Source organism: Paenibacillus sp. FSL K6-1122, from assembly GCF_037977015.1.
GTDB lineage: Bacteria > Bacillota > Bacilli > Paenibacillales > Paenibacillaceae > Paenibacillus > Paenibacillus amylolyticus.
In genome coordinates, this window is sequence record NZ_CP150272.1 from 321,197 (window position 1) to 345,826 (window position 24,630).

A 24,630-nucleotide genomic window follows, 5' to 3' on the forward strand; every position below is an offset into this window, starting at 1 on the left:
ACGTGGGGCAATGAGCAAGCTGCCATTCCAGCTTGGGATTCATCCGATCAATTGGGTCGGTGAAGATGTGAAGGAGCATGGTGATGCGACAACATGTGCGCAGATTCTGGATGACATTCAGCGTCTTGGGCTGACAGGTACAGAGATGGGACGTAAATATCCAACTGATCCTGCTATATTGCGTGAGGAATTGAGTAAAAGGAATATCAAGCTGGTCTCCCAGTGGAAATCGGTGCTATTCTCCGATCCGGCGTATCGTCAGTCGGAGCTGGACAGTTATCGCAGACATGCGGAATTTCTGCAATCCATGGGCAGTAAGGTGATCAGTACGGCGGAGGTAGGCGGGTCACTTCATTTTGATCCAAGACGGACACCGAATGAAAAAGAAGTGCTTAGACTCAGCGAATCTGAATGGCATATCCTCGCTGAAGGATTGAATGAAGCAGGAGCCATTGCCCGTGAACATGGGTTGAAGCTTACGTACCATCATCATGGAGGCACAGTGGTAGAGCAACCGGATGAGATTGATCGACTGATGGAGCTGACAGACCCTTCTCTCGTGTATCTGCTCTATGATACTGGTCATGCCTATTATGGCGGAGCCGATCCGCTTGAACTGTTGCGCAAACATTATGATCGGATCGCCTATATCCATCTGAAAGATATCCGCCCGCATGTGCTGGATGAAGCACGCGCGGAGCAATCTGACTTTGTCGGCTGTATTCGTAGAGGAGTGTTCACTGTACCAGGCGATGGATGCATTGATTTTGCACCAATTCTACAAGAACTGATCACACGAGGGTACGATGGCTGGGCGATGCTTGAAGGAGAGCAGGACCCTGCGATTCATAACCCATATGAGTATGCGAAGCGATCTTTGAACTATATGGAGTCGTTATACCAACACAGCTGATTCGTTTAGCATTGTAGCGGTCAGAGGCCACACCTATGAAGCGAAAAAAGAAGAAGGCCAGCAAGAGTATAAAGTTACGATTGGAAAATAAAACTGACTTACTCTAGCCGTTTACGAGTTCTTACGATGGAATGAGTAACTAGTCTAGATATCCATATACAACATGTAAAATCCCACTACAGAAAGGGGCTCACATGCAATGACTTACGTATCCTTTCCCGTATCCAGGAAGAAGGATTTCACCGCCATTGGTCGCTTGTGCATCGACTTGAACGCCAATGAGATCAATCGCCCGATGGAAGAGACGATGACGTTCACAAAGTATGTTGGCGGCTCTCCGGCCAATATTACGATTGGCATGTCCAGACTGGGTATGGAGACGGCTTTTATCGGTAAGATCGCGGGTGACCAGATGGGCAGATTCATCCAGAGTTATTTGGAGAAGAACGGCATCGACACATCAAATGTAGTTACAGATGACACTGGAGCGGTGACAGGGCTTGCTTTTACCGAAATTAAAAGCCCAACGGATTGCAGTATCCTGATGTACCGGGACAATGTAGCGGATTTGTTATTACAGGCGCAAGAGGTACAAGAGCAGTTGATTGCTGACTCCAAAGTGCTGCTAATCTCAGGCACAGCCCTCGCGCAGAGCCCATCCCGTGAAGCCGTATTACAGGCACTAACGTATGCAAAAAAACATGGCACAGTTATTGTGTTTGATCTGGACTATCGCCCATACACATGGACATCAGATGAAGAGACAGCGGTCTATTACAACCTTGCAGCCGAGAAATGCAATATCATCCTCGGCACACGTGAAGAGTTCGACATGATGGAGACATTCGATCACAATCCGGATCATAGCGATCAGGTGACTGCGCAGAAATGGTTTGATTTCTCAGCGAATATCGTTGTAATCAAACACGGCAAGGAAGGGTCCATTGCTTATACGCGTGAAGGGCTTTCCCACCGCGCGGACAGCTATCCGGCAAAAGTGGTCAAAACGTTCGGCGCAGGCGATTCCTATGCGGCTGGGTTCCTGTATGGATTGATGCAGGGCTGGACAATTGAGCGCAGTATGGCGTATGGCAGTGGCGCAGCAAGTATCGTCATTTCGAGCCACAGCTGTTCGGATGCAATGCCAACGGTCGAACAGGTAAATGACTACATTGAACGTTGCAATCGGGGCGAGATCACCGTGTCTTGAAGCTCGTTGCAATACTTTGAATAACACACTCATACAGATCAACATCAATCATATAAGTTCAACATAAGGGATCACACATAAGCGAAGGGAGACAGGGCTATGGGAAAAGGAATTTCTGAAGCGTCTGCAACAGCGACAATGGTACAAAACTGGATCGGAGGTGCCTGGGTAACCCCAGCGTCAACTCGCACGGAGCCAGTGGTGAATCCGGCTACAGAAGAGGTTATTGCACATGTGCCATTGTCCGAACAAGCGGACGTGGATCTGGCGGTTCAGACAGCACGAGAAGCGTTCAAATCCTGGAGCAGCACACCGGTTCCACGCCGTGCACGTATTCTGTTCCGATACCAGCAGTTGCTGGTTGAACATTGGGAGGAGCTCGCCCGCCTGGTAACGCTGGAGAACGGTAAAAGTTATGCCGAAGCGTATGGCGAGGTATTGCGTGGCATTGAATGCGTCGAGTTCGCGGCTGGTGCCCCGAATCTGATGATGGGCAAACAACTGCCTGACATCGCTACAGGACTGGAGTCGGGCATGTACCGCTACCCAATCGGTGTAATTGGGGGGATTACCCCATTCAACTTCCCGATGATGGTGCCGTGCTGGATGTTCCCGCTGGCTATTGCGTGTGGTAACACCTTTGTCTTGAAGCCGTCCGAGCGCACACCGCTGCTGGCAGGCCGCCTGGCAGAGCTGTTCAAGGAAGCGGGGCTTCCTGACGGTGTGCTCAACATCGTTCACGGTGCGCATGATGTCGTGAACGGGTTGCTGGAACATAAGGATGTTCAAGCGATCTCCTTTGTCGGATCACAACCTGTAGCTGAATACGTCTACACCACTGCATCCAAGCATGGCAAACGGGTACAGGCACTGGCTGGTGCCAAAAACCACTCCATCGTTATGCCGGACGCCGATCTGGATCTAACCGTGAAAGAGATTACCAGTGCAGCCTTTGGCTCAGCAGGGGAACGTTGCATGGCATGTGCGGTTGTTGTGGCTGTGGGTGATGTGGCTGACGAACTGGTACAAAAGCTGGTGGAAGCTGCAGACCGCATTAGCATTGGTAACGGCATGGATGAGGGCGTGTTCCTCGGTCCTGTCATCCGTGGACCACATAAAGAGCGTACACTCAGTTACATTGAAGCCGGAGAGCAGGAAGGTGCGGCATTGATTCGGGATGGACGTAAGGATCAGGCGACAGGTGAATCCGGTTATTTTGTAGGGCCTACGGTATTCGACCAAGTTGATAGCAATATGAAAATTTGGCAGGATGAGATCTTTGCTCCGGTACTCTCGGTGGCAAGAGTGTCTACGCTGGAGGAAGCCGTTGAGCTGGCGAACCGTTCCGACTTTGCCAACGGGGCGTGTCTGTTCACCCGCAGCGGAGCGAGTATGCGTCAATTCCGTGAAACGATTGATGCGGGCATGTTGGGTATTAACCTGGGCGTACCTGCACCAATGGCATTTTTCCCGTTTTCCGGTTGGAAAAAGTCCTTCTATGGTGATCTACATGCCAATGGTACGGATGGTGTTGAATTCTACACTCGCAAGAAGATGGTAACGGCGCGCTGGTAACAACCAGAGCATCACTCGGGCTAAGGGGAACGCCCAGCCCATATGGACGCACATAGGGAGGATAACGGAATGGGCAAGGACAAAGTGAGAATTGGCATCATCGGTGCTGGACGGATCGGCAAAATTCATGCAGACAATCTCCTGCGTAACCCGCATGCCGAGATTGTGGGAATCAGTGACTTGTTTGCAGGTCCTGAATTGGAGGCTTGGGCCTCCGACCGTGGCATCCCTGTTGTAACAACGGATAGTAGCCAGTTGATCTCGATGCCTAATGTAGACGCGGTGCTGATCTGTTCTTCAACTGATACACATGTGCCGCTGATCGAACAGGCCGCCCAGGCGGGCAAACATATCTTCTGCGAGAAACCAGTCAGCATGGATCTGGCACAGACCCAAGCGGCGGTAGCGGCAGTTCAGAAGGCTGGCGTGAAGCTGCAAATTGGATTTAACCGCCGCTTCGATCACAATTTCAGACGGATACGTGCGCATGTGCAGGATGGTACGATTGGTGATCCACATATTATCAAAATTACGTCTCGCGACCCGAGTCCGCCTCCTGCGGAGTACATCCGGGTGTCTGGCGGGATCTTCATGGACATGATGATCCACGATTTTGACATGGCCCGTTATCTGTCCGGGAGTGAAGTGGAAGAAGTGTACGCTCAGGGCAACGTGCTGATCAATCCGGTCTTTGCGGAACATGGTGACGTGGATACAGCGATTGTAACGATGACTTTTGCCAATGGAGCGATTGGTGTTATTGATAACAGCCGTCAGGCAGTATACGGATACGATCAGCGTGTTGAAGTATTTGGCTCGAAGGGCAGCGCCGCAGCGGCGAATGATCATCCAAATACGGCTGAGATCAGTACAGCGGCCGGGCTTATGCGCGACAAACCGTTACATTTTTTCCTGGAACGCTACAATGAAGCGTATGTGCAGGAGACAGCCCTCTTTATCGATGCGATCATTCATGATAAACCGGTTATCGTAGATGGCAACGATGCAGTACAGGCAGAACGAATTGCGCTGGCAGCAAAACTGTCCATGGAGCGGGGAAGACCTGTGAAGCTGAGTGAAGTCCCTGGGGTGTCACTGGAATCGCAAACGGCAACGCCATAGGTGGATGATTAAAGTCACTTTTTTCTAATAGAGCGCAAGAATGGTCCAAGTTTTTGTTTTTTTATAAGTATCAGGTTGTTGTGAACGAATACAGAAAGGAGTGGATGGCAAGATGTCAGAACGTATTGTGAAACCCGTGGTGAACCCGGAGGGAGACGGTACACTTATAAATGTAACACCGGAGTCGGCGGGGTGGGAATATGTTGGCTTTCAGGTAGCGAAGCTGGCGGAGGGGGAGACGCTAACCCGTGAGAGCGGTGATCAGGAACTCTGTGTGGTGCTTCTCAGCGGTTTCGCCAATGTAAGTACCCGGGAGCACACATGGGATAATATCGGAAAAAGAATGAGTGTTTTCGAGAAAATACCTCCGTACTCGGTCTACGTCTCAACTTCCGATCAAGTACAGATCACAGCACGTACCGAACTGGAAATCGCTATATGTGTTGCACCCGGTAAAGGCACGTACCCGGCTCGTCTCATTGCACCCGAAGATGTAGGGGTTGAGGCACGAGGATATGGCAATCTGGAACGCCAGATTCACAACATTTTGCCGGAACAAAAGGAAGCGGACAGTCTGCTCGTTGTTGAGGTATTCACGCCAGATGGGCATTGGTCAAGTTACCCGCCACATAAGCATGATCGGGACGCACTCCCGGATGAATCTTTGCTGGAAGAAACGTATTATTTCCGTGTACAGCCTGAGCAGGGGTTTGCCATTCAGCGTATATACACGGATGATCGTTCTGTGGACGAGACGCTAGCAGTGAAAAACGGTGAAGTGGTGCTTGTTCCGGACGGATATCATCCGGTAGGCGCTCCTCCGGGGTATGAGGTCTACTATCTGAACGTGATGGCTGGACCAACCCGGACCTGGAAATTCCATAACGATCCTGACCATGAGTGGTTGATGAAAAAGTAAAACAGTTCATGCTACGCACATTGTGCTGGCTTCAAGTTGCGTATGCAGACTTCCCCCTGCATAATGAGAAGAAGAGAACAATTATCTATGTATAACGAAATTTATATATAGCACAAATGGGGAAAAAACAATGAAAGCAACCATATACGATATAGCACGCGAGGCGGGTGTATCCATTGCAACCGTCTCGCAGGTCATTAATGGCAAAGGTAAGATCAGTGAGAAGCGGCGCGCCGAGATTATGGAGATCATGGAACGCCTTCATTATCAACCCAGTGCGATCGCAGCTGCACTTACAGGGAAGCAGACGTATACATTGGGGCTGCTCGTACCGGACATCTCAAACCCGTATTTCGCAGAACTCGCAAGAGCCGTGGAGGATCGAAGCCGTCAATTGGGTTACAGCGTGGTCATATGCAGTACGGATAATAAGGACGAGCGGGTAGAGCGTTATCTGAATCTGCTTCAGCAAAAAAGGGTAGATGGAATGATGATCGGAACCGGGATCGATAATGCAGAAATTTTGTCACCCCTCTTGCAGCAGTCCATCCCTGTTGCTCTGATTGCCCGTCATATGCCATCCCTGTCGGTTCATACAGTCACCATTGACGACATAATTGGCGGAGCACTCGCAGCGGAGCATTTGCTTGAACTGGGGCACACCCGTGTAGCGGTTCTGTCGGAACCGTCCAAAGTCAGCAGCAGTCAGGAACGTGTACGTGGATTCCGTGAAACACTGATTAAGGCAGGCCATACGCTGGAACCGAATCAAATCCGAGAATCGGCAGCTGACCTGAGCTCGGCCAAAAAAGAGGCGTTACTGCTGCTCGGTGAGAAGGATCACCCGACAGGTTTGTTCTGTTGTAATGACATTCAGGCCATTGGTGCACTTCAGGCAGCCAAAGAGCTGGGGCTACGCGTGCCAGAGGATGTGTCGATTATCGGGTTTGATAATACCATTCTGGCTTCGGTAACCAGTCCACCGCTTACGACCGTTGCCCAGCCAATTGAAGAATTGGGACATCGCGCTGTAGATCTGTTGATTGAAGAGTTAAAGGATGAACAAAAAGAGCCACAGAAGATTGTGCTGAAGCCTGAGCTGGTTATCCGAGAATCAGCAGGTCGTGTATTGAGCTGAAAACAAATAGTTTTCGGCGTACGCTGAACAGATGTGAGGCCAAGTCTACGTGTGTCATATTCATGGCTCGGGATAAGTGTTATCGTCTTACCTCGTTCTAAATAGGTAATAAAACAATATAACAAAGTAACAAACAAGCCGCGTTCACCCTATGGGAGAACGCGGCTTGTTCATTTAAATGTTCCAATTTTAGTGTAGCCCAAAAACGTCATCGTAATTGAGGGACCAGAGATAAGAAATGACATTGGAACAGAAGGAGTGAGATGTTATACTGGAAAATATCAATAATTACCAATTTATATGTTTTATGTAGATCTAGAGAGGGGATTGGGATGATTAAACGAATCAAGATGATTATGGGTATCGCCATGATTATTGTTTTTTTAGCTATTGCAGTACGTATGTATACCTCTGGTCAATATACTATGTATATCCCCAGCAAACATACGACGTTTCGAGCAGAGGTTACCGATCATATGACGATGCTGGATACATTGGATCGACTGACGATTAGGAAAATTTCCAACAATGAATCGTATAATGAAGATGATGAAATAACGATTACAGATCCCAAAGAGATTAGAGACATGCTGAAGTTATTAAAGGATGTTGAACTTAAAAGAGTACGGGAATTCGACGTTTCCGAAAGGAATCCGCACTACTATGAGTGGCGACTTACCATTAATAAAGAAGGTCGCTTTACCGATGGATTCGGATTGACGTTTTATAATGATAAGTCCATCTCCATCTACAATGAGGCGAAAACGAGAGACCAACTTGAGGACTACGAGATTACCAATGAGATTAATCTGAATGAGATGGACCGCCTTTTTGGAAAGCTGAAGGAGGAGCAAACATGACCATAATATCCAACTATTATGTACGCCCTATTGAAGAACAGGATATTCCTTTCCTGTGGGAGATGTTATACGCATCCCTGCATAGAAGAGAAGGTGATGAACCTTTTCCAATCGAAAGTATTCATACTCCCGGACTGTCCAAATACGTTGAAGACTGGGGAAGAGAAGGGGATCTCGGGTATGTTGCAGTTGACCAGCAGGGCAAGAGACTAGGTTCAATAACATTAAGATTCTATACGGATCAGAATGCGGGATACGGTTATGTGAATGCAGCTACGCCAGAGATGGGGATGGCTGTAACGGAAGATGCACGTGGAAAAGGAGTAGGTACCTTACTGCTTCAGACCGCATTAGATGAGGTTGAACGGCGGGGAATTGCAGCAGTCTCGCTCAGTGTTGACCCGGATAACCAAGCGATTCGCTTATATAAGCGGTTAGGATTTGTGGAGGAGTCCCTAAATGGTACATCAGTAACGATGGTGCGTGTAAGTAAACTTGAATCTTAAATGATGAGCGTTCGGATCACTGGCAAAACTGAGTAAACCACGTGGAACTGCAAAAGAAAAGGCGCTTCCTCATGGGGAACGCCTCTTTCTGTGTGCCATGTACAGCATCGGTATCTCTCTTATTATACTAAGTCCGTAGCACTTCAATATTATTTCAACAAAAATGCCAAAGCCTCGTCATACGTTTCCCATTGGAATTCAGTCTGGTGCGCCGACTCTTTGGAGATCCGATTCAATTGCATTTTGGCGATCGCACCACCTACGGCTACACTGGCTCGCTGCATACCCCACTGTGTCAGTAATTTCTGATGCTCCACAATTTTCTCTTTGGTATCCTGAGGGAAAGCCTTCATGTTCCGCATATCTACTAGCACATCAAACGAATTTCCCAATTGTTCAGCTATTCTCTGAATTTCTGTATTCGTTTGTTCGACATGTTCAGGGGAAACAATACCTTCCCAGATAATTTCAATAATAGGTTTAGTTGAATCCAAACGTCTAACAGACATGTAGGCAACTCCTCGATAATAAAATAATATGTAATATATGAGACTATAAGCCTATTAATTATACCTTTTTATAGCGAGAATGAAAACTGAATTCACAATATAGTGGTTCTTATGGACTACTTATTCCTAGGGAAGTTAAATTCAGGGATTGTTATCTTATCGTCATTGGAAGGAAGGTTAAATAGCTAAAAGCCGCCCAGAGAATGAACTCCAGACGGCCTCTATAACTGTAACATGATAAATTGAAAATCCTACGTAAATTAGAAGCCAATCTTCAAACTGTTACCTTCCGTTGCTACACCTTTGGAAAGGGAAATGCTCAGCTTTTGTTCTGCCGAGAAGCCTAGTGTTTCCCCATCATGCAGTGTGACGTCGTTCTCAACCACATACGTTGTGGTCATGAACATCATCTCAAATACATCGCTTAAGGACTCCGACGATTGCATAATCTCCATCTCTTCTTTACCAAAGTTACGTAGTCCGTAAGTGTAAGCTGAAGCGCCTTCGGCATTTTGGAATAATCCGATGAAAATCCAGAGCGAGACTGGCAACTCATCATGTTTGATCCCACGGCTGGTTTCAACATATTGACTGGCTTCAACAACAAGTGGGGCCATGTATATGGCCAGTGCGTGATCCAACTGTAACAAGGCACTCGCTGTTTGAGTGAACAGAACATGTCCCTCAATAGCATTTGTTGCGTTCAGAACAGAGACAATAATCTGAGACTGGTGCCGTGAGGTAACTTGCTCCGCTTCTCGCCAAAGGATGTTGAGTTTGGCATTCTCCTCAACTTCACGGTCAGGCACAGGCACAGCAATGTGAGCACATACCACCTGCATCCCATTCACTTCGAAAAAGAGATTGCCCTCCTCCGGGCGTTCTTCAATCTCGATATCCCATTCGTTCTTCATGTTCCTGATGAAAAGGTCAAAATCACAATCGTCACGCTCCAGCAGGACAAAACCCACGATGGTTTCACTGTAATTCGTCGATTCGACAGCACCACCTGCAGGTACTTTCTCCTTTTTGCGCCGCCGAAGCTTGTCAAACAATCCCATGACATGTTCTCCTTCCAATTCCAGAACGATTCTGGTCATTGTACACTGCTATCTATTCACTACCTTACCATAAAGGAGTTAACATGAATCGAAGCAATGCACCATTCGACAGAAATTACAGGAACAGAACGAGCAACAATGCAATGATCGCAGGCAAACCTTGTTTGATAATGATCGACCGTGAAGAAGTTGCTCCTCCATAAAGAGCCGCGATAATCACACACGCCAGGAAGAAAATCTGAATATGCTGTCCAACGGCAGCATCCGGATATACGAGTCCCCAGATCAGACCTGCCGCAAGAAATCCATTGTAAAGACCTTGATTGGCCGCGAGAGATTTGGTGGATTTGGCGAATTCCGGCGTGAGATTAAAGGTTTTCATTGTGCGTGGACGAGTCCACATAAACATCTCCATCACCATGATATAGAAGTGTTCGACAGCTACAAGAGCTACAAAAATGATACTAATCAAAGGAAACACCTTGCTTTCTGATATGTAATTTATTTACTTGTCCATCCTAGTATAAGTGTTTGCAACAAGAACGGAAAGAGCAAATTTAATTTGTAACAATTTAATTGCGTATTATTAAAATCATTTTCGTTTTCCAGTTGAGTTATGATGTTGAAATTAAAAAATGGTTACAAAGGTAAGCATACGCCGATTGTCGACAATCCATTCATTGGGTAATAATGAACAATAAAGAAGTAATATTGCTCAGGAAAGGGAGGAGATTACTATGGGAACAGTTCAATTCGTCATGTTGGCTGATGATCCATCCACATTTGTGACCCGAGTTGTACCTTTTATCGACATTGAGCTTGCAGGAATTCCGGGTGACCGTCATTATGGTCTGCTTCGTCCGGCGGACTCACGTCAGAAAATCTACAAGCGTGGCACACCGATTGCGAATCGCCGCCAGATCAGTATTGTGTCTGAGGAAGAATGTGCTCTTATTGCTGAGAAAATGAACATTCCTGAAGTACGTCCAGAGTGGCTTGGTGCCAATATACTGGTCCGTGGCATTGATCGATTGACGGAACTACCTGCTGGAACGCGGCTCCTATTTCCAAACGGGACAGGGTTAATATGTGAAGGGGAGAACCTTCCCTGTGTACATCCGGGAAAAATGATTGAACAATTCTATGAACAGGACGGTTTGCGCAAAAAATTCGTGCCTGCGGCTCGCAAAAAACGTGGGATTGTATGCTCGGTTGAACGGGAAGGTGTAATTCACTCGGGGGATACCATAGAAGTCATTCGCCTGTCCTGATTTTCAGGACAGTTTTCTAATTGATCAGCCCTCGGCGCTCACCATGGGGATGTCTAGAGTGTAAGTATTCCTCTGGTGTACTGCTCATCTCACATTATTTAGGTTCTCTGAACAACAATGCCCGCACAGCAAAGCGGGGTAAAACGAGTTGCCTGCGCCATCTCGAAGGTTGACTGAGGAGGCGATAGAGCCATTCCAGGTTAAGCTTCTGCCATATCGCAGGGGCACGTTTGGTTTTGCCAGCCACGATATCGAGACTGCCTCCAACACCTATGGCTACACGAGCGTTCAACTGGTGGCGATACTTGTTAATCCAGTGTTCCGCATGGGGGGCGCCAAGAGCCACGATAAGAAAGTCTGGTTGAGCAGTACAAATCTCTTCCACAATCTGTTGTTCCTCATCTGCCTGGAAGTAACCATGGTGTCTACCTTTTACGATAACTCCGGGGTAGTGTTGCGCAATAACTTTCACGGCCTCTTCACTGACACTTTCCTCTGCTCCCAACAGGTAGAATGACCAGTGTTTTTGATTGCCTTCCTCTAATAAACGAAACAGCAGATCACAACCGGTTACCCGTTCAGTCAATTGACCGCCCCGAAAACGGGATACCATCACAATGCCAGCACCGTCAGCTGTGACCAACCCGGCTTGATCGACGACTTTCCGAAGAGAGGCATTCTTTTGACAGGACATAACAATCTCGGGATTACCTGTGATGACATGGAATAGTTCAGTACTTTCCTGATCTACGACTTTATCAAGGATCGCAACGGTTTGATCCATCGTTACATTGGGAAAAGGGATGCCCATAATATTCGTTGATTGGCTCATATCTCATTTCCTTTCTGATTCCATCCCATGAGTGAATGGGGAACAAGCTTATGCATGTGAAGTTCATGTATCATACTGTCAATCAGATTATCGAATGCATGTACGTTTGGATCATAGTCGTGTAACAGATACAGTTTGCCCGAACGGCCAATGGCTGTGACTGCGGAATAGTAGTATCCGGTTAATCCAAGACAATAACAATCTTCATTAGCGTATTTCAAGATCGAATGCATCTCTGTGGAACAACGTAGTGTCTCTTCAGCATTCGGAATAAAATGAACTTCATATTCATGCCAGGGGCTTTCAGCCAGCACTTCCCCAGAGATGTGGCTATAGTATTTAAAATATATAATTTCATCTATTCCCCAAAACTCTTCTAGAAACGATCGGGCAGCCGGAAATAAATCTGCGGATGTAGGGCACTGCTCTATGTATGCCGAGATGTCAACGCATCGGTTCTCATACCAACCCGCTTTCTGCAGCAACTGAATCATTTGTTGATAGGGTAACAATGAGGATTGTGACGTTCCAGTCATATTGAACAACTCCTGTTATTTCATTCCAGTTTAGTATATCTGATCTTCTGGGAAAGCACTATATGGGCGCAATCCATTTGGATTATGGTATTACATTCCCGAAAACATAAAGAGCTTATATTTTACCTGTTGTCGCGTTTTTACAATACGGCCTTTGGGGTATAACGATAGGATAGGAGTGCGAGGTTGGCAGATCGCTTATCCAATACATAAAGGGAGTGAGTCCATGGAACTGAAATATGAATTCTATATCAATGCAGGACTGGAAGAGGTGTGGAATGCTTTAATATCACCAGACGGCACTCGGAACAGCTTTTTCGGCAGCGAACTTCGCACCAATTTCCAACCAGGTCAGCCGTTTGCTTATGTAGGACCGGGCAATGATGGTGCGGAGACTGTCCATGTGTATGGAGATATATTGGAATTTGAACCGTTGTCCAGACTTAGTTATCAGGAGCATCCTGGACCGTCGTACCATGCGAATCATGCCGAGCTTCAATCCAGAGTGGTCTTCCAGTTGGAAACGGTAGGTGAGTGTACGAAGCTGACGCTGATCAACGATCAATTTACAGATAACCATCCTTCCATTGCGAATGCACAGAGCAGCTGGTGGATGATTCTAAGCAGCATCAAAACTTGGGTGGAGACGGGGAAAACACTGAATTTTGGCTGGTAGTTGGGAAGAGGTAGTCATTTAAGATTTATTTTCATAAAAAATAAAGGCAATTAATATAAGAACCAGTGCTGTTTCAGCGCTGGTTCTTGTTTTTATACAAAATTAAGACCATTGCTCTACACTTAATGTCTGATAATGTCGAAATATATATCATATGAGCTAAGAGGAGAAATGAGCATGTTTCGTAAACGTACTGAATCGACCAAACACCTTCGTACAGATACTCATCAGAAATTATTGGAGTATAGTCGTAAACTGGTAGCAAACGCAGAAAAGGGCAACTATGACACATGGATCGAAGATGGCATTGAGTTTCAGGATACTGATGAAATAGCTAGTAATATCAAAAAAGCAGTACATATGATGAAAGCTCAAAACGAAGACGTGGAAATGCGCCTTAGAATGCTGAATCAGGCAATGAATGTGGGATTATGGGAATCTGAAATTGTTGCCGGTGATCCACTGGATAACAATAATATCGTTTCATTTTCGAATGAATTCCGCCAAATGTTAGGCTTCCATAATGCCAAGGATTATCCCGATTCATTTGCAAGCTGGGCGAAATCGATCTATCCGGATGACAGACCCCAACTGGTGCAGGAGATTATGAAACATGTGAATGACACAAAAGCAACAACTGCCTATAACGTCATCAGCCGTATGATTACAAAAAGTGGAGAAATTCGCTGGTTCCGATGCCTTGGACAAGTCATCCGAAATCAGGCTGGAGTTCCGGTCAAACTTCTGGGCATCATGTTTGATATTCATGAGGAGAAGAGCAAGTCTGATGAGCTGGAAGCACTCGTCACCCGATATGATCTGGTTAACCGCGCCTTGGTGGAGGCACCGTGGGATATGACCGTTGTGGCTGGAGATGTAGTTAATCCAAACAATGAATTTTGGTGGTCACCCCAGTTCCGTAAAGAGTTAGGGTTTAAAGACGAGCAGGATTTCCCGAATGTGTTCAGCAGCTGGAGCAGCCGACTTCATCCGGAAGACCATGATCGGACGATCAACGAATTTGCCAGACACATGAACGATTACAGTGGTCGTACGCCGTACGATCTGGATTATCGTCTGCAGCGCAAAGACGGGGAGTATCGGTGGTATCACGCGGGTGGGGAGACCATTCGGGATCAGGATGGAGTACCACTCCGTGTAGCTGGAACCATTCGAGATGTTACCCATGAGAAGAATAAGGAACAGATCGTGGAGGCCATGAATCTGAAAACAAAACAATTGTCGGAGTCCATTGGCGAGATGGTACGTGGAATCAACTCGATCACCGATCAGGCACAGGATCTGGTTACTGCACAGGAGTTATCCGCCGATGCGGCCATTCAAGTGAAAAGCAGTGCAGATGATACGAAGAATATCACCGTGTTTATTCGAGAGATTGCCAGTCAGACCAATCTGCTGGGGTTGAATGCAGCCATTGAAGCTGCACGAGCGGGAGAGCTGGGACTGGGATTTGGCGTCGTTGCAGGTGAAGTGCGGAAACTGGCTGATCACAGTTCGGAGGCCACAGTAAATATCGAAGATAGCATGCAGAAAATGAAAACATTGATTGATCAGATTCTTGAGCACATCGGTAATATGTCCACGTTAACGCAAAATCAAGCTGCTCTGACACAACAGGTGAATGCTTCAATGGATGAGATCAACACCATGTCACAGGATCTGGTTAATTACTCGAGGAATCTATAATCTCGAAGCCGTTTGTTGTAACATAACGATCATTGGCAACAACATCAACAAAAAACCACCGGGAAGCATTTCTGCTCCCGGTGGTTTTTTGTATTTCTATTTTATAGCTAAAATGTATAGCTTCAGTTTCAGCTATTGAATTAAACTTGTTGAACTTTGATCAGGTTTGTATTACCGGATTGACCGATTGGAACACCAGCGGACAATACAATGATGTCACCTTTTTCAATGTAACCAGTTTTGATTGCGTTACGCGTAGCCGATTCGAACATTTCATCCGTTGTCGTTACTTTGTCGCCCATAACCGGAATGACACCTGAGAGCAGGCAGATTTTCGCCAATACTTCTTCATGTTGTGTAACTGCGATGATTGGTGCTTTTGGACGATACTTGGAGATCATACGTGCTGTGAATCCACTCTCAGTCGAAGTGATGATTGCTTTTGCATTCAGTACGAGGGAAGAACTTACAGCGCCCTGACTGATAACTTCAGTAATATCAGCGATCTGTTGAGCCGATTTTTGTGCGAATTGCTCTTTGTAATCGATCATTGTTTCAGCACGGCGAGCAACAGCAGCCATCGTGCGCACGGATTGTACCGGATATTTACCAGCAGCTGATTCACCGGACAACATCACAACGTCAGCACCTTGAAGTACAGCATTGGCCACGTCACTAACTTCGGAACGAGTAGGGCGTGGGTTCACTTGCATGGACTCCAGCATGTGTGTAGCTACGATAACTGGTTTACCCGCGCGGTTACATTTATCGATCATTTCTTTTTGCATCATTGGTACGTCTTCGATCGGAACTTCAACCCCGAGATCTCCACGAGCTACCATGATGCCGTCAGATGCTTCAATAATATCGTCCAGGTTGGTCATACCTTCCTGGTTTTCGATTTTGGAGATGATCTGTACGTGATCTACACCGCGTTCTTTCAGAATGCTGCGGATTTCACGGATGTCATCACCTTTACGAACAAAGGATGCTGCGATAATTTCGATATCGTTTTCGATCCCAAATCCGATGTGCATAACGTCACGCTCGGTTACACCTGGCAATGTCGTTTTGATTCCTGGCAAGTTAACCCCTTTGCGTGGTTTCAGAATGCCGCCACTGATGATTTTACAATGGATATCGGATCCTTCCACAGACAGTACAGTCAGATCCACAAGGCCATCATCGATGAGGATACGATCGCCAGGTTTCACAACGAGGTTCAGTTCTGGATAGTTTACCGAGATACGCTCAGCGTCACCAAGAATTTCTTCGGTAGTCAGGATCAGTTCTTTACCCGCTTGCAGATGGCAGGATGCTTCTTTCAGTTTACCGATACGTACTTCCGGCCCTTTGATGTCCATCATGATCGGTATATAGGTGTTCAGTTCGGAAGCTGCTTTGCGGATATTGTTAATGCGTGTAACGTGATCTTCCAGTTCGCCATGAGCCATGTTCAGACGGGCAACGGTCATACCTTCCTGAATCATTACTTTTAACAATTCGATTGAGTCACAAGCAGGTCCCATGGTACAAATAATTTTTGTTTTTAACATGCTAATTTCCTCCTCATATTTAAGCTTATATGTGTATTGTAGCGTTTTCTGTCGAATCAGGGTATGAACTATAGTACAATGATTAGAGTATAGTCCGATAATGAGGTGTGTTATGGTCACTCCACTTGAAGTACGACATATTAATGGTGTCGGTTGGTACGAAGAAGCTGTGCAATCTCAAGAAACTTGGCGGCTTAGTTTGGTTACTTATGGAAAATGTGTATATTGGGTGAACGGTGATAAACAGATCATGGAAAAGGGTGAATTGCTCCTCATTCCAGGTGGTACCCCATATTACGGCAAGAGTATTCCTACAGTAACGCACACACAGATTGTAATTCAACTGCAACGCGACCATACTGAAACTCTGCCTGCACTGGAACGGTATGAGGCTTTGCGGCATAAACCTGGATGTTATGAGCTGATCCATCAACGCATGAGCGCTATTTATCAACAATGGCAGGAGCGTCCGTCTTATTATGTCATGATGAGCCAAGCCTTATTGATGGAAGTGTTGATTTATATGAACAGGGAGCTTGATCGTGGAGTTATCCCGCCGGAGAGGCATAATCATGTTGAACGGATGAAGCGATATATTGAGCGGCATTATCGGGAGAAAGTGACGAAGGAAGAACTCGGGGACGAGATCAATAAAACTCCCAATTATGCTGCCGCATTATTCAAAAGCATGACAAATCAGACCATCAGTCAATATGTCCATGATCAACGGATGAAACGAGCCATATATCTGCTCACTGAGTCACAACTCTCCATCCAGGAAATTGCCGAATTTCTCGGCTACCGGGACCTGTCTTATTTTTACCGCATATTCAAACGTATAACCGGAAGTCCACCGTCTGACCTTCTTCATGAACGACCACCTATAGCGTGAAACGCGTAGTCCAACCCAAATAAAGTTCTTCTATATAAGTAGGTTTAATTAAATGAGTACAAAAAAAGAGGGCCTAGGCCCTCTTTTGCTGTATAGCATGATCATCATCCCACCTGTTACTTATATAAATGTCGTTATACATGACTGCTGGGGTTAGAAGCTGTGAGTGGCTGCTTGCCTTTTTTTCGTGCCTGCCCAAGACGAAGAGCAAAGACATGTACAGTCCAATACGCTCCCTCAGCAAACAAAATGCCTCCAGCGATGTCCAGCAAGGAATGCTGTTTTACAAACACCGTTGAAGCAATAATCAACCACAGCCATGCCGACCAAGAAATCCGTGCCAAAGGCTTAAAGTTCAAGTGTCTGTTGATCACAATAAACAGCAAGTAGCTGGTCAGAACGTGAACACTTGGGAAACAGTTGAAGGGCGCATCATTGGTATAGATAAACTGTACTAACACGCTGCTCAGATCAGTTCCGCCGATCTCCGGGCGCGGGACATGGGTAGGAAACACCGCAAAACAGACATTGGCAGCCATGACACCAACATTATAGGTAATCAACGTACGCCAGAATAGGGACTTGTTCGTCAGACCCAGATAGAGAAATCCAAGATACAGAATGGGCATCCAGCTAATGTACGGATAAATAAATTCTTTGAGAAAAGGAATCTGTGTGTCAATCCAAGCATAATTGTAGAAGACATCACTTCCGGTGTTGCTGCCTAGAAATACGTAAATGGAGCCTTGGAGCGGTATGCACAGAATAGCCAGTAAATGCCCCCAGCGCTGAAAGAATGCTTTCATAGTATCCCCCTGATTTCATTATGCATTGTGAAACTATCGTTATGGGTACTTCATAGATATAAGACGCTGAAGAGTCGCCACACCCCTGCAGCATTGAACTCTTGTAATACTATAATGGACAGATAAAGGTATAAGCCATACCTGATTTTAGGGGAAAAGCAGTCAGGATAAGTCTCTTTTTTGTTACTTTTATAGTTTTATCCATAATAGGAATATTCAATATACGGATGATGTGATACAACTATATTGGCATATAAGTTCTTATGACAACGGAGAACATAAATGAAACGAGGTAGGTAAATGTATGATTAATGCGCAATCCAAGCCAAAACATTCCTTTTCCAAGCGCAAACCTGTGCTCACCGTTGTGATTATTGAGCTGCTTCTTCTGTTAGCCGTATTTGCAGCAGGGGCCATTGCAACGATAAAACAACTGGACTACACTTCCCCTGTACTCATTTCTTTTACACCCATTGCCATTGTTCTGATGATCTATCTGACGTTAAGACGCAAGTGGGGAGAGACTGGCTTCCGATCTTTGCGAAGTATCCCGGCTGGCCACGCAAAGTATTATATTCCACTACTCCTTGTACTGGGTACACTTACCCTGAAAGGATTTGGGGAGCTGAGCTTGTCACGAGTAGCCTTTTTCATCTTTTTTACCTTGCTCGTAGCTTTTGTTGAGGAAACGATCTATCGGGGGCTTATTTTCAAAATATTGCTTCGAAAAAGTGCAGTGGCCGCAGTTGTGACCTCCAGCATCTTGTTTTCCATCACACATCTATTGAACGCATTGTCTGGTCAGGATACGACGGATACGATCATACAATTGATCTATGCGCTGCTCCTGGGAGCTGTACTGGCGTTATTGATGCTGAAGAACTTAAATATCGTACCGCTTATATTGTTTCATTTCATACATAATCTGATTCAATTTCTAGGGAATGATCTGGAGGACACAGGTACACTTCCTTACGATCTGTTTATACTGGCAGTACTGATTGCTTACTGTGCATGGTTAGTGTGGAGCATTCGAACAAATTCGTCTATTCCATCCAAAGGGAGTGAGCAAGCGAATACGGTTGTTCATTAAGGGTATTGCGGGTATTGCTTGAAAGTAGTTATCATACAGTTTCCCGTCAGCAGTTGGATCATGGTATACTTCAGTCTGGCGGGAAGACAGATATGTTCATGATACGAGGTCTGCCTATCCGTACATTAGATTCAGACAGTAGGTGATATTGTGGAGAAGACAGCACAAGGCGTAGCAGAATGGATGGTACAGGAGATTAAATTCACAGGAACACTTCATCAGGAAGCTGCCATAGAATATGTGAAAATCCATTTTGGTGAAGAGTTTGTTTTTGTGAACGAGAACGGCAATACATCATTGTCCAAGGAAGTGAAGAAAGCTTTCCGAAAGCTTCATCGTGGGCAGATCGCCTGGGATCGGGATGCATTTATGTGGGCATGGACATAGTGTGTTATACTGGAGTAAGATGATTCATTGGTTGTGTTGGATATGCATGTCAGAATGTTATATAAAAAATGTATAAGATGGATTAGATCTGCATATCCTTTCATAAGACCGTACATAAGCGGCCACACACATAAGTGTGATAAACCCTGTCCCCGCGCGTGTTAATAACATGTATTTCCAAAGCTGTTTGAAAAGAAAATACAAAGATTTGCTTTTTTGCTGAATTGGAGTTATAATAAAAACAAGTTGTAGAGAGTGGAAAACCTAATTCATATATTGTAAAGGGCGATCACTTATAGGTTTATGACTGGTACCTTTTTCAATGTGTGAATTTTTATTTGCTTGCTGCAAAGAACAAAGGAACATGTTAATTTTTATTTGGAGGTGTAATTCACATGCAAAACGGAACAGTAAAATGGTTCAACGCTGATAAAGGCTTCGGTTTCATCGAAGTTGAAGGCGGAGAAGATGTATTCGTACACTTCAGCGCTATTACAGGCGACGGCTTCAAAACTCTGGACGAAGGTCAACGCGTACAATTTAAAATTGTACAAGGAAACCGTGGTCCTCAAGCAGAAGAAGTTGTAAAACTGTAATTAAAGCATAGCTGCCTTTAACATGTTAAAATGGTAAAGGCAGCTTCTTTTTTTTGATCAGTTATATAAAAGTCGACCCATTAGTTGACGAGGCAGGAGTCCGGTGGGACGTGAAACTTCCGCTAAGTGTAGGCTTCTGTGAAATAACGTCGGTTAGATGTTTTTCCATAACAAAGGGGGTAGAAGTCATGTATAATCGCAAAAAACCGTTGGAAGAGATTCCACAAGCTGATGCGGCAATCTGGGAATGTACGAGTGATACGTGCAAAGGATGGATGCGGGACAATTTTGCGTTTGATAACGTACCTACTTGTCCGATATGTGCTTCTGAGATGGTCAGCACGACTAGGATGCTACCATTGCTTGAGAATTCGAATAGTAATCTGAAAACGATGCCTAAAGGAAATCGGATTTAACATAGCTTACCCGCCTCTAACGAGGTGTTTTTTTTTAAGATTAAATAGACACCCTGTGCGAAGGTAAGGGTATTAAATATGAAGTTCCCGGCATTCGTTTTGGCGAATGCCTTTTTTTGTATCATTTTTTAACAGAAAATATAGTGTAATTGACGTGAATCGTATGAAAAAGATAAAGACCCTTTTCGCTATAAGCAAAAAGGGTCTTTGTTATGACTACAATTTTACCACGATCAGAATGGAATTTAGATGAACAGGAATGGCAGCAGAAACAATGTTGTTACCAGAGCCAGATCGATTCCCGCTCCATAGCCGTAACCCCCACCGTATCCTCCGTATCCATATCGACCGTATGCCGAAGATTTAACTTTTTTTGTTACAACAGCGTTTTTCTGGCTGCTTTTCACCAACTGCTGTTTGGATTTGACTGAACACAGCCGTGGTCCCTCGAAACACCCGTTCAAATAAATTTTGCCATCACGACATTGACTAAGCGTACCATACATATGCTTACCGTCGTTCATAACGAGACAAACGGAACGTCCAACGTGCGGAGAAACCGTTTCTTCACATACCCGATTAATTCTGTACATGCAAATCCTCCTCATTAGATGCGGTTGCCGCTTGAATTCAACGGTTTGTATATCATAGTAAAAAGAAGAGCAATTGGTATGGACGAGTACCCGGAAAATCGAATGGGGAGGAGCCGTTTTTGAATCTGCTCCATACACTGGGAGAAGTGAGGAGGGGATGTCGCGTGGATTATCATGACATGCTGGCTCGGTTAGGGGAGGGAAGTGCCCATCCTGGAGGATTTTTAGCAACACTGAAGTTGCTGGATAGCTTATCTCTGCCTGTGAGTAATCATATTCTTGAGATAGGGTGCGGCACTGGGAGGACTGCGTGTTACTTGGCTAAAGGCGGATATCGGGTAACGGCGATTGATCTTCATCGCAATATGCTGGATAAGGCAGTTCGGCGAGCGAGACGAGAACGGGTGGATGTTCGATTTGTTCAGGCGGATGTAACATCGTTACCTTTTCCGGAAAATCATTTTGATGTGGTATTTGTGGAGTCGGTCACGATCTTCACCCCATGGCGGAGTGCACTTGCTGAGTATAGAAGAGTGTTGAAGCCTGGTGGACTTTTGGTGGATCGGGAGATGGTTCTATCAGGCCAGAAGACCGAATTGATGTGTCGCAGGTTAAAGCAATTTTACGGTATACGAACCCTTGTAACGGCCACAGCATGGAGAAAACGCCTCAAGCAGTGTGGTTTCACCAAGGTAGAGGTCAAAGAACATTCGCGATCCATGGCAAAATGGGGCGTTGATCATGACCCACATCGCGAGATCGATATGAATTGGTTTGAGGATGAACGTATGCAGCGTATGAGTCTTACCAATGATCGTTTGCTCGCGAAATACGGCAAAAAGTTGGGATATGCTGTTTTTGCGGCTAGGGCACCGTTGGAGGTCAAAAACGAAAAATAGGAAAAAGACAACTCACACAATCGTGTGGGTTGCCTTTGGTTTGTTCTGACAGAACGTACTACAGCATATCGTTGTCGATAATCCGCCAGTGATGTTTGAGCAGGGCTTCCAGTTGGTTCTTATCCTTGGCTCGAAAAGCACTTAAAATTTGCCGGTGCTCCTCATTAACTTCGAGCAGTACCTCAGATAGCTTTGGTTTATTATCACTAACATACGACTGCCGGATGAAACTGTTCTTCAATGTGTTTAACATCTCAATGACTGTGGCGTTACCACATCGCTGAATGTACAGATTATGGAACTGATATTGGTTTTTGTTGTAGGCAGCAAGATCAAGCTGGCTGATATCTTCGTCCATTCGAACAACCAGAGTTTCCATCTCCATAAGTTCTGATGGTCTGAGATGGTCTGCTGCAAGTGTGGCAGCGAGTGCCTCCAGCACACCGATCGCTTGGGAGAATTCCAGTTTTTTGCCTGCATCAAAAGGAGTGACAATAAATCCCCTGCGCGGGATGTATTGCAGCAGATTGTCTGAAGCCAGCTGGAAAAGCGCCTCCCGAGTAGGCGTGCGACTGATGTCCAGCTTTTTGCATATTTCTGCCTCGTTGATCTTCTGGTTGGGAAGCAAGGTTCCGTCCTGGATCTTCTGGGCAATGTAATCGTATACGTGATCTTTCAAGGACCGGTATTTGGGTAACTCCATACCGAATCCTCCTTTCTATGTATAGTGAATAAATAGATGGGTGTGAGGCCGTACTGTACGCGCCGTTCAGGAGTTTCAAGTTTTTATCATCTTAACACCGAGGGGGAAGTTGGGCAAGCAAACTTCATGTTTCAGCCGATGTAAATGCCATGTTATATATAGCACATTTTATGGAATTAAAGCGTATAAATGTTTAAATAATGATTGTGATAAACCAGAATGTTTGTTAGTATTACTTACATATAAGTCCATATATTGTCTTATGTATATTGTATACAAACCATTATGTTACTCATTCAAAAAAAGAATAGGGGTATGATGTGTGAAAAAAGTGCTTTTGCCAATGATGCTGTTGTTAGTGGTTGTATTCATGTCCGCATGTGGGCAGGAAAAAACGACAGAGACCGGATCAGACGCTACTTCGTCTTCGGGCAGTAGCTCTGCGGAAAAGGAAGTCATTGTACTTGGAACCAGTGCGGACTATGCACCCTATGAATTTCATAAGAAAATTGATGGTAAAGATACCATAGTAGGTTTTGACATCGAGATTGCCAAAGCAATTGCGGCTGATCTGGGAGCCGAGCTGAAGATTGAGGACATGGACTTTGATGGCCTTCTTATGGCCCTTGGTACAGATAAGGTTGATTTTGTGATATCAGGCTTAACCCCTACCGAAGAACGAAAGAAGAATGTTGATTTTACGGATATCTACTATTATGCAGAGCAGGCTGTACTTGTTAGAGAAGGGGAAGATACCGCATTAAAGTCCATAGATGATCTATCAGGCAAACAGGTTGGCGTGCAAAAGAGTTCCATTCAGGAAGGGATTGCTCAGGAAATAGAGGGAGCAAAGCTCACTTCTCTGGCCAAAATACCTGAGCTGATTCTGGAGTTGCAGACGGGGCGTGTAGACGCACTCATCCTGGAGAAGCCGGTGGCTGAACAGTATGTGAAGAACCAAGAGGGGCTTGTTGTTGCAGGTGTGGAGGTTGAACAGGCTGAAGACGAGGGTGGTTCGGCCATCGCGGTGAAGAAAGGTAATCAGAAGCTGCTGGATCAGATCAACACTACATTGGAAAAGCTCAAAACAAACGGAGATATTGAACGGTTCGTCGTTGAAGCGAATGAGATGCTCGGCGAATAAACCGGACGAGTGAGGGATATGCCGTGAATTTAGATTTTTCCTTTCTATTAGAACATTGGCAGGATTATGCACGAAGTGCGTGGGTCACGCTTGAACTTTCCTTCTTCGGCGTATTGTTTGGTACGTTGCTGGGTGTATTCATGGCGCTAATGCGAATATCCCGAATATGGCCAATTAAATTTGTGGCATCGGCGTATATTGAACTCATTCGGGGAACGCCAATGCTCGTACAGATTCTTATTATTCATTATGGTCTGACGGTTGTAGGTGTGAACTTGCCGGCATTTATGTCGGGGGTGGTAGCTCTGACGATGAATAGCTCGGCCTATATGGCAGAGGTGTTCAGGGCCGGGATTCAAGCGATTGATAAAGGACAGACCGAAGCTTCGCGCTCCCTTGGTATGACAAATGGTATGACACTTCGTTATATTATACTGCCGCAGGCTTTTCGTAACATGCTTCCAGCCATCGGTAATGAATTCATTATTATCATTAAAGATTCTTCGCTTGTCTCCATGATCGGCATAGCCGAGATTATATACACGGCCAGAACGATTCAGGGTGTTACGTTCCAGCCGCTTGCTCCGCTGCTTGTTGCCGCCGGCCTCTATTTTATAATCACATTTACACTGGCTAATTTACTCTCTTGGTTGGAACGTAGACTGTCTACCTCTCGCTAACTATGGATAAAGGATTTGATTCGAGAAAGG

28 protein-coding genes are annotated in these 24,630 nt (G+C 45.6%); 19 read left to right on the forward strand and 9 right to left on the reverse strand.

All coding sequences use genetic code 11. The features are described from left to right. Positions 1 to 10: 10 nt before the first annotated feature. The 8 genes from iolE to NSQ20_RS01515 all read left to right on the forward strand — a co-directional run bounded on the left by iolE (position 11) and on the right by NSQ20_RS01515 (position 8,243). On the forward strand, positions 11 to 913 hold the full coding sequence (iolE, locus tag NSQ20_RS01480) for a myo-inosose-2 dehydratase (RefSeq protein ID WP_127551649.1): 903 nt from the start codon (positions 11 to 13) through the stop codon (positions 911 to 913). A gap of 199 nt (positions 914 to 1,112) precedes the next feature. Beyond that, positions 1,113 to 2,123, forward strand: a complete 1,011-nt coding sequence (iolC, locus tag NSQ20_RS01485; protein WP_076320393.1) for a 5-dehydro-2-deoxygluconokinase — start codon at positions 1,113 to 1,115, stop codon at positions 2,121 to 2,123. Between the two features lie 99 nt (positions 2,124 to 2,222). Further along, complete coding sequence (locus tag NSQ20_RS01490) at positions 2,223 to 3,698, forward strand: CoA-acylating methylmalonate-semialdehyde dehydrogenase (protein ID WP_256704413.1); 1,476 nt, start codon at positions 2,223 to 2,225, stop codon at positions 3,696 to 3,698. Between the two features lie 69 nt (positions 3,699 to 3,767). Beyond that, positions 3,768 to 4,820: an inositol 2-dehydrogenase gene (gene iolG, locus NSQ20_RS01495; RefSeq protein ID WP_340031671.1), complete on the forward strand. Its 1,053-nt coding sequence runs from the start codon at positions 3,768 to 3,770 to the stop codon at positions 4,818 to 4,820. Between the two features lie 112 nt (positions 4,821 to 4,932). Continuing rightward, complete coding sequence (gene iolB, locus NSQ20_RS01500) at positions 4,933 to 5,739, forward strand: 5-deoxy-glucuronate isomerase (protein ID WP_074093115.1); 807 nt, start codon at positions 4,933 to 4,935, stop codon at positions 5,737 to 5,739. A 130-nt stretch (positions 5,740 to 5,869) separates the two neighbouring features. Then, positions 5,870 to 6,877: a LacI family DNA-binding transcriptional regulator gene (locus tag NSQ20_RS01505; protein WP_282319679.1), complete on the forward strand. Its 1,008-nt coding sequence runs from the start codon at positions 5,870 to 5,872 to the stop codon at positions 6,875 to 6,877. A gap of 332 nt (positions 6,878 to 7,209) precedes the next feature. Continuing rightward, the gene (locus NSQ20_RS01510; RefSeq protein WP_340031672.1) at positions 7,210 to 7,737 is read left to right on the forward strand and encodes a hypothetical protein; all 528 of its coding nucleotides are present in this window, start codon (positions 7,210 to 7,212) and stop codon (positions 7,735 to 7,737) included. Then, positions 7,734 to 8,243, forward strand: coding sequence for a GNAT family N-acetyltransferase (locus NSQ20_RS01515; protein WP_340031673.1), 510 nt, complete (start codon positions 7,734 to 7,736; stop codon positions 8,241 to 8,243). The genes NSQ20_RS01510 and NSQ20_RS01515 overlap by 4 nt, the downstream gene beginning before the upstream one ends. Positions 8,244 to 8,392: 149 nt before the next feature. Here NSQ20_RS01515 and NSQ20_RS01520 read toward each other — a convergent pair whose 3' ends face one another. The 3 genes from NSQ20_RS01520 to NSQ20_RS01530 form a co-directional block, all read right to left on the reverse strand. After that, positions 8,393 to 8,752 carry a hypothetical protein gene (locus NSQ20_RS01520; RefSeq protein WP_340031674.1) on the reverse strand — a complete coding sequence of 120 codons (360 nt, stop codon included), beginning with the start codon at positions 8,750 to 8,752 and terminating at the stop codon, positions 8,393 to 8,395. Positions 8,753 to 9,012: 260 nt separating this feature from the next. After that, positions 9,013 to 9,852, reverse strand: a complete 840-nt coding sequence (locus NSQ20_RS01525) for a DUF4261 domain-containing protein (RefSeq protein WP_340031675.1) — start codon at positions 9,850 to 9,852, stop codon at positions 9,013 to 9,015. Between the two features lie 76 nt (positions 9,853 to 9,928). Beyond that, positions 9,929 to 10,285 (reverse strand): DUF1304 domain-containing protein, encoded by a 357-nt coding sequence (locus NSQ20_RS01530; protein ID WP_036608019.1) that lies wholly within the window; start codon positions 10,283 to 10,285, stop codon positions 9,929 to 9,931. Positions 10,286 to 10,550: 265 nt separating this feature from the next. On the opposite strand from NSQ20_RS01530, the gene NSQ20_RS01535 reads away from it, so the two are divergent. Further along, positions 10,551 to 11,084, forward strand: coding sequence for an MOSC domain-containing protein (locus NSQ20_RS01535; protein ID WP_340031676.1), 534 nt, complete (start codon positions 10,551 to 10,553; stop codon positions 11,082 to 11,084). Between the two features lie 94 nt (positions 11,085 to 11,178). Here NSQ20_RS01535 and NSQ20_RS01540 read toward each other — a convergent pair whose 3' ends face one another. Beyond that, positions 11,179 to 11,916 (reverse strand): WecB/TagA/CpsF family glycosyltransferase, encoded by a 738-nt coding sequence (locus NSQ20_RS01540; RefSeq protein WP_340031677.1) that lies wholly within the window; start codon positions 11,914 to 11,916, stop codon positions 11,179 to 11,181. After that, positions 11,913 to 12,452: an SUKH-3 domain-containing protein gene (locus NSQ20_RS01545; protein ID WP_076254912.1), complete on the reverse strand. Its 540-nt coding sequence runs from the start codon at positions 12,450 to 12,452 to the stop codon at positions 11,913 to 11,915. The genes NSQ20_RS01540 and NSQ20_RS01545 overlap by 4 nt, the downstream gene beginning before the upstream one ends. Positions 12,453 to 12,678: 226 nt before the next feature. Between NSQ20_RS01545 and NSQ20_RS01550 the strand changes: the two genes are divergently transcribed. Together NSQ20_RS01550 and NSQ20_RS01555 are read left to right on the forward strand one after the other, a co-directional pair. Beyond that, a complete protein-coding gene (locus tag NSQ20_RS01550; protein WP_017691129.1) occupies positions 12,679 to 13,128 on the forward strand; it encodes an SRPBCC family protein in 450 nt (149 codons plus the stop codon). A 177-nt stretch (positions 13,129 to 13,305) separates the two neighbouring features. Then, positions 13,306 to 14,835 (forward strand): PAS domain-containing protein, encoded by a 1,530-nt coding sequence (locus tag NSQ20_RS01555; RefSeq protein ID WP_340031678.1) that lies wholly within the window; start codon positions 13,306 to 13,308, stop codon positions 14,833 to 14,835. A 140-nt stretch (positions 14,836 to 14,975) separates the two neighbouring features. Here NSQ20_RS01555 and pyk read toward each other — a convergent pair whose 3' ends face one another. Beyond that, positions 14,976 to 16,391 carry a pyruvate kinase gene (gene pyk, locus NSQ20_RS01560; RefSeq protein WP_036607968.1) on the reverse strand — a complete coding sequence of 472 codons (1,416 nt, stop codon included), beginning with the start codon at positions 16,389 to 16,391 and terminating at the stop codon, positions 14,976 to 14,978. A 112-nt stretch (positions 16,392 to 16,503) separates the two neighbouring features. On the opposite strand from pyk, the gene NSQ20_RS01565 reads away from it, so the two are divergent. Continuing rightward, positions 16,504 to 17,283, forward strand: coding sequence for an AraC family transcriptional regulator (locus tag NSQ20_RS01565; RefSeq protein ID WP_036607966.1), 780 nt, complete (start codon positions 16,504 to 16,506; stop codon positions 17,281 to 17,283). A 134-nt stretch (positions 17,284 to 17,417) separates the two neighbouring features. Here NSQ20_RS01565 and NSQ20_RS01570 read toward each other — a convergent pair whose 3' ends face one another. Beyond that, the gene (locus NSQ20_RS01570) at positions 17,418 to 18,089 is read right to left on the reverse strand and encodes a phosphatase PAP2 family protein (RefSeq protein WP_101315122.1); all 672 of its coding nucleotides are present in this window, start codon (positions 18,087 to 18,089) and stop codon (positions 17,418 to 17,420) included. 304 nt (positions 18,090 to 18,393) lie between these two features. Here NSQ20_RS01570 and NSQ20_RS01575 point away from each other — a divergent pair, with 304 nt between their 5' ends. From NSQ20_RS01575 to NSQ20_RS01590, 4 genes are all read left to right on the forward strand, one after another. Continuing rightward, positions 18,394 to 19,182, forward strand: coding sequence for a CPBP family intramembrane glutamic endopeptidase (locus NSQ20_RS01575; protein ID WP_076320399.1), 789 nt, complete (start codon positions 18,394 to 18,396; stop codon positions 19,180 to 19,182). 150 nt (positions 19,183 to 19,332) lie between these two features. Next, on the forward strand, positions 19,333 to 19,569 hold the full coding sequence (locus NSQ20_RS01580) for a hypothetical protein (RefSeq protein ID WP_076320400.1): 237 nt from the start codon (positions 19,333 to 19,335) through the stop codon (positions 19,567 to 19,569). Positions 19,570 to 19,964: 395 nt separating this feature from the next. Beyond that, a complete protein-coding gene (locus NSQ20_RS01585) occupies positions 19,965 to 20,165 on the forward strand; it encodes a cold-shock protein (RefSeq protein WP_017691122.1) in 201 nt (66 codons plus the stop codon). A 188-nt stretch (positions 20,166 to 20,353) separates the two neighbouring features. After that, entirely contained in the window at positions 20,354 to 20,581 is a 228-nt protein-coding gene (locus NSQ20_RS01590; protein WP_017691121.1) for a cold-shock protein, read from the forward strand. A 245-nt stretch (positions 20,582 to 20,826) separates the two neighbouring features. Here the strand turns inward: NSQ20_RS01590 and NSQ20_RS01595 are convergent, their stop codons facing one another. Continuing rightward, the gene (locus NSQ20_RS01595; RefSeq protein ID WP_036607959.1) at positions 20,827 to 21,174 is read right to left on the reverse strand and encodes a hypothetical protein; all 348 of its coding nucleotides are present in this window, start codon (positions 21,172 to 21,174) and stop codon (positions 20,827 to 20,829) included. A 164-nt stretch (positions 21,175 to 21,338) separates the two neighbouring features. Here NSQ20_RS01595 and NSQ20_RS01600 point away from each other — a divergent pair, with 164 nt between their 5' ends. Further along, a complete protein-coding gene (locus NSQ20_RS01600; protein WP_338707554.1) occupies positions 21,339 to 22,073 on the forward strand; it encodes a class I SAM-dependent methyltransferase in 735 nt (244 codons plus the stop codon). Positions 22,074 to 22,131: 58 nt separating this feature from the next. Here the strand turns inward: NSQ20_RS01600 and NSQ20_RS01605 are convergent, their stop codons facing one another. Beyond that, positions 22,132 to 22,776 (reverse strand): GntR family transcriptional regulator, encoded by a 645-nt coding sequence (locus NSQ20_RS01605; protein ID WP_076320402.1) that lies wholly within the window; start codon positions 22,774 to 22,776, stop codon positions 22,132 to 22,134. A gap of 322 nt (positions 22,777 to 23,098) precedes the next feature. On the opposite strand from NSQ20_RS01605, the gene NSQ20_RS01610 reads away from it, so the two are divergent. Continuing rightward, positions 23,099 to 23,920 carry a transporter substrate-binding domain-containing protein gene (locus NSQ20_RS01610; protein ID WP_338707556.1) on the forward strand — a complete coding sequence of 274 codons (822 nt, stop codon included), beginning with the start codon at positions 23,099 to 23,101 and terminating at the stop codon, positions 23,918 to 23,920. 23 nt (positions 23,921 to 23,943) lie between these two features. Then, complete coding sequence (locus tag NSQ20_RS01615; protein ID WP_076320404.1) at positions 23,944 to 24,600, forward strand: amino acid ABC transporter permease; 657 nt, start codon at positions 23,944 to 23,946, stop codon at positions 24,598 to 24,600. Positions 24,601 to 24,630: the final 30 nt, after the last annotated feature.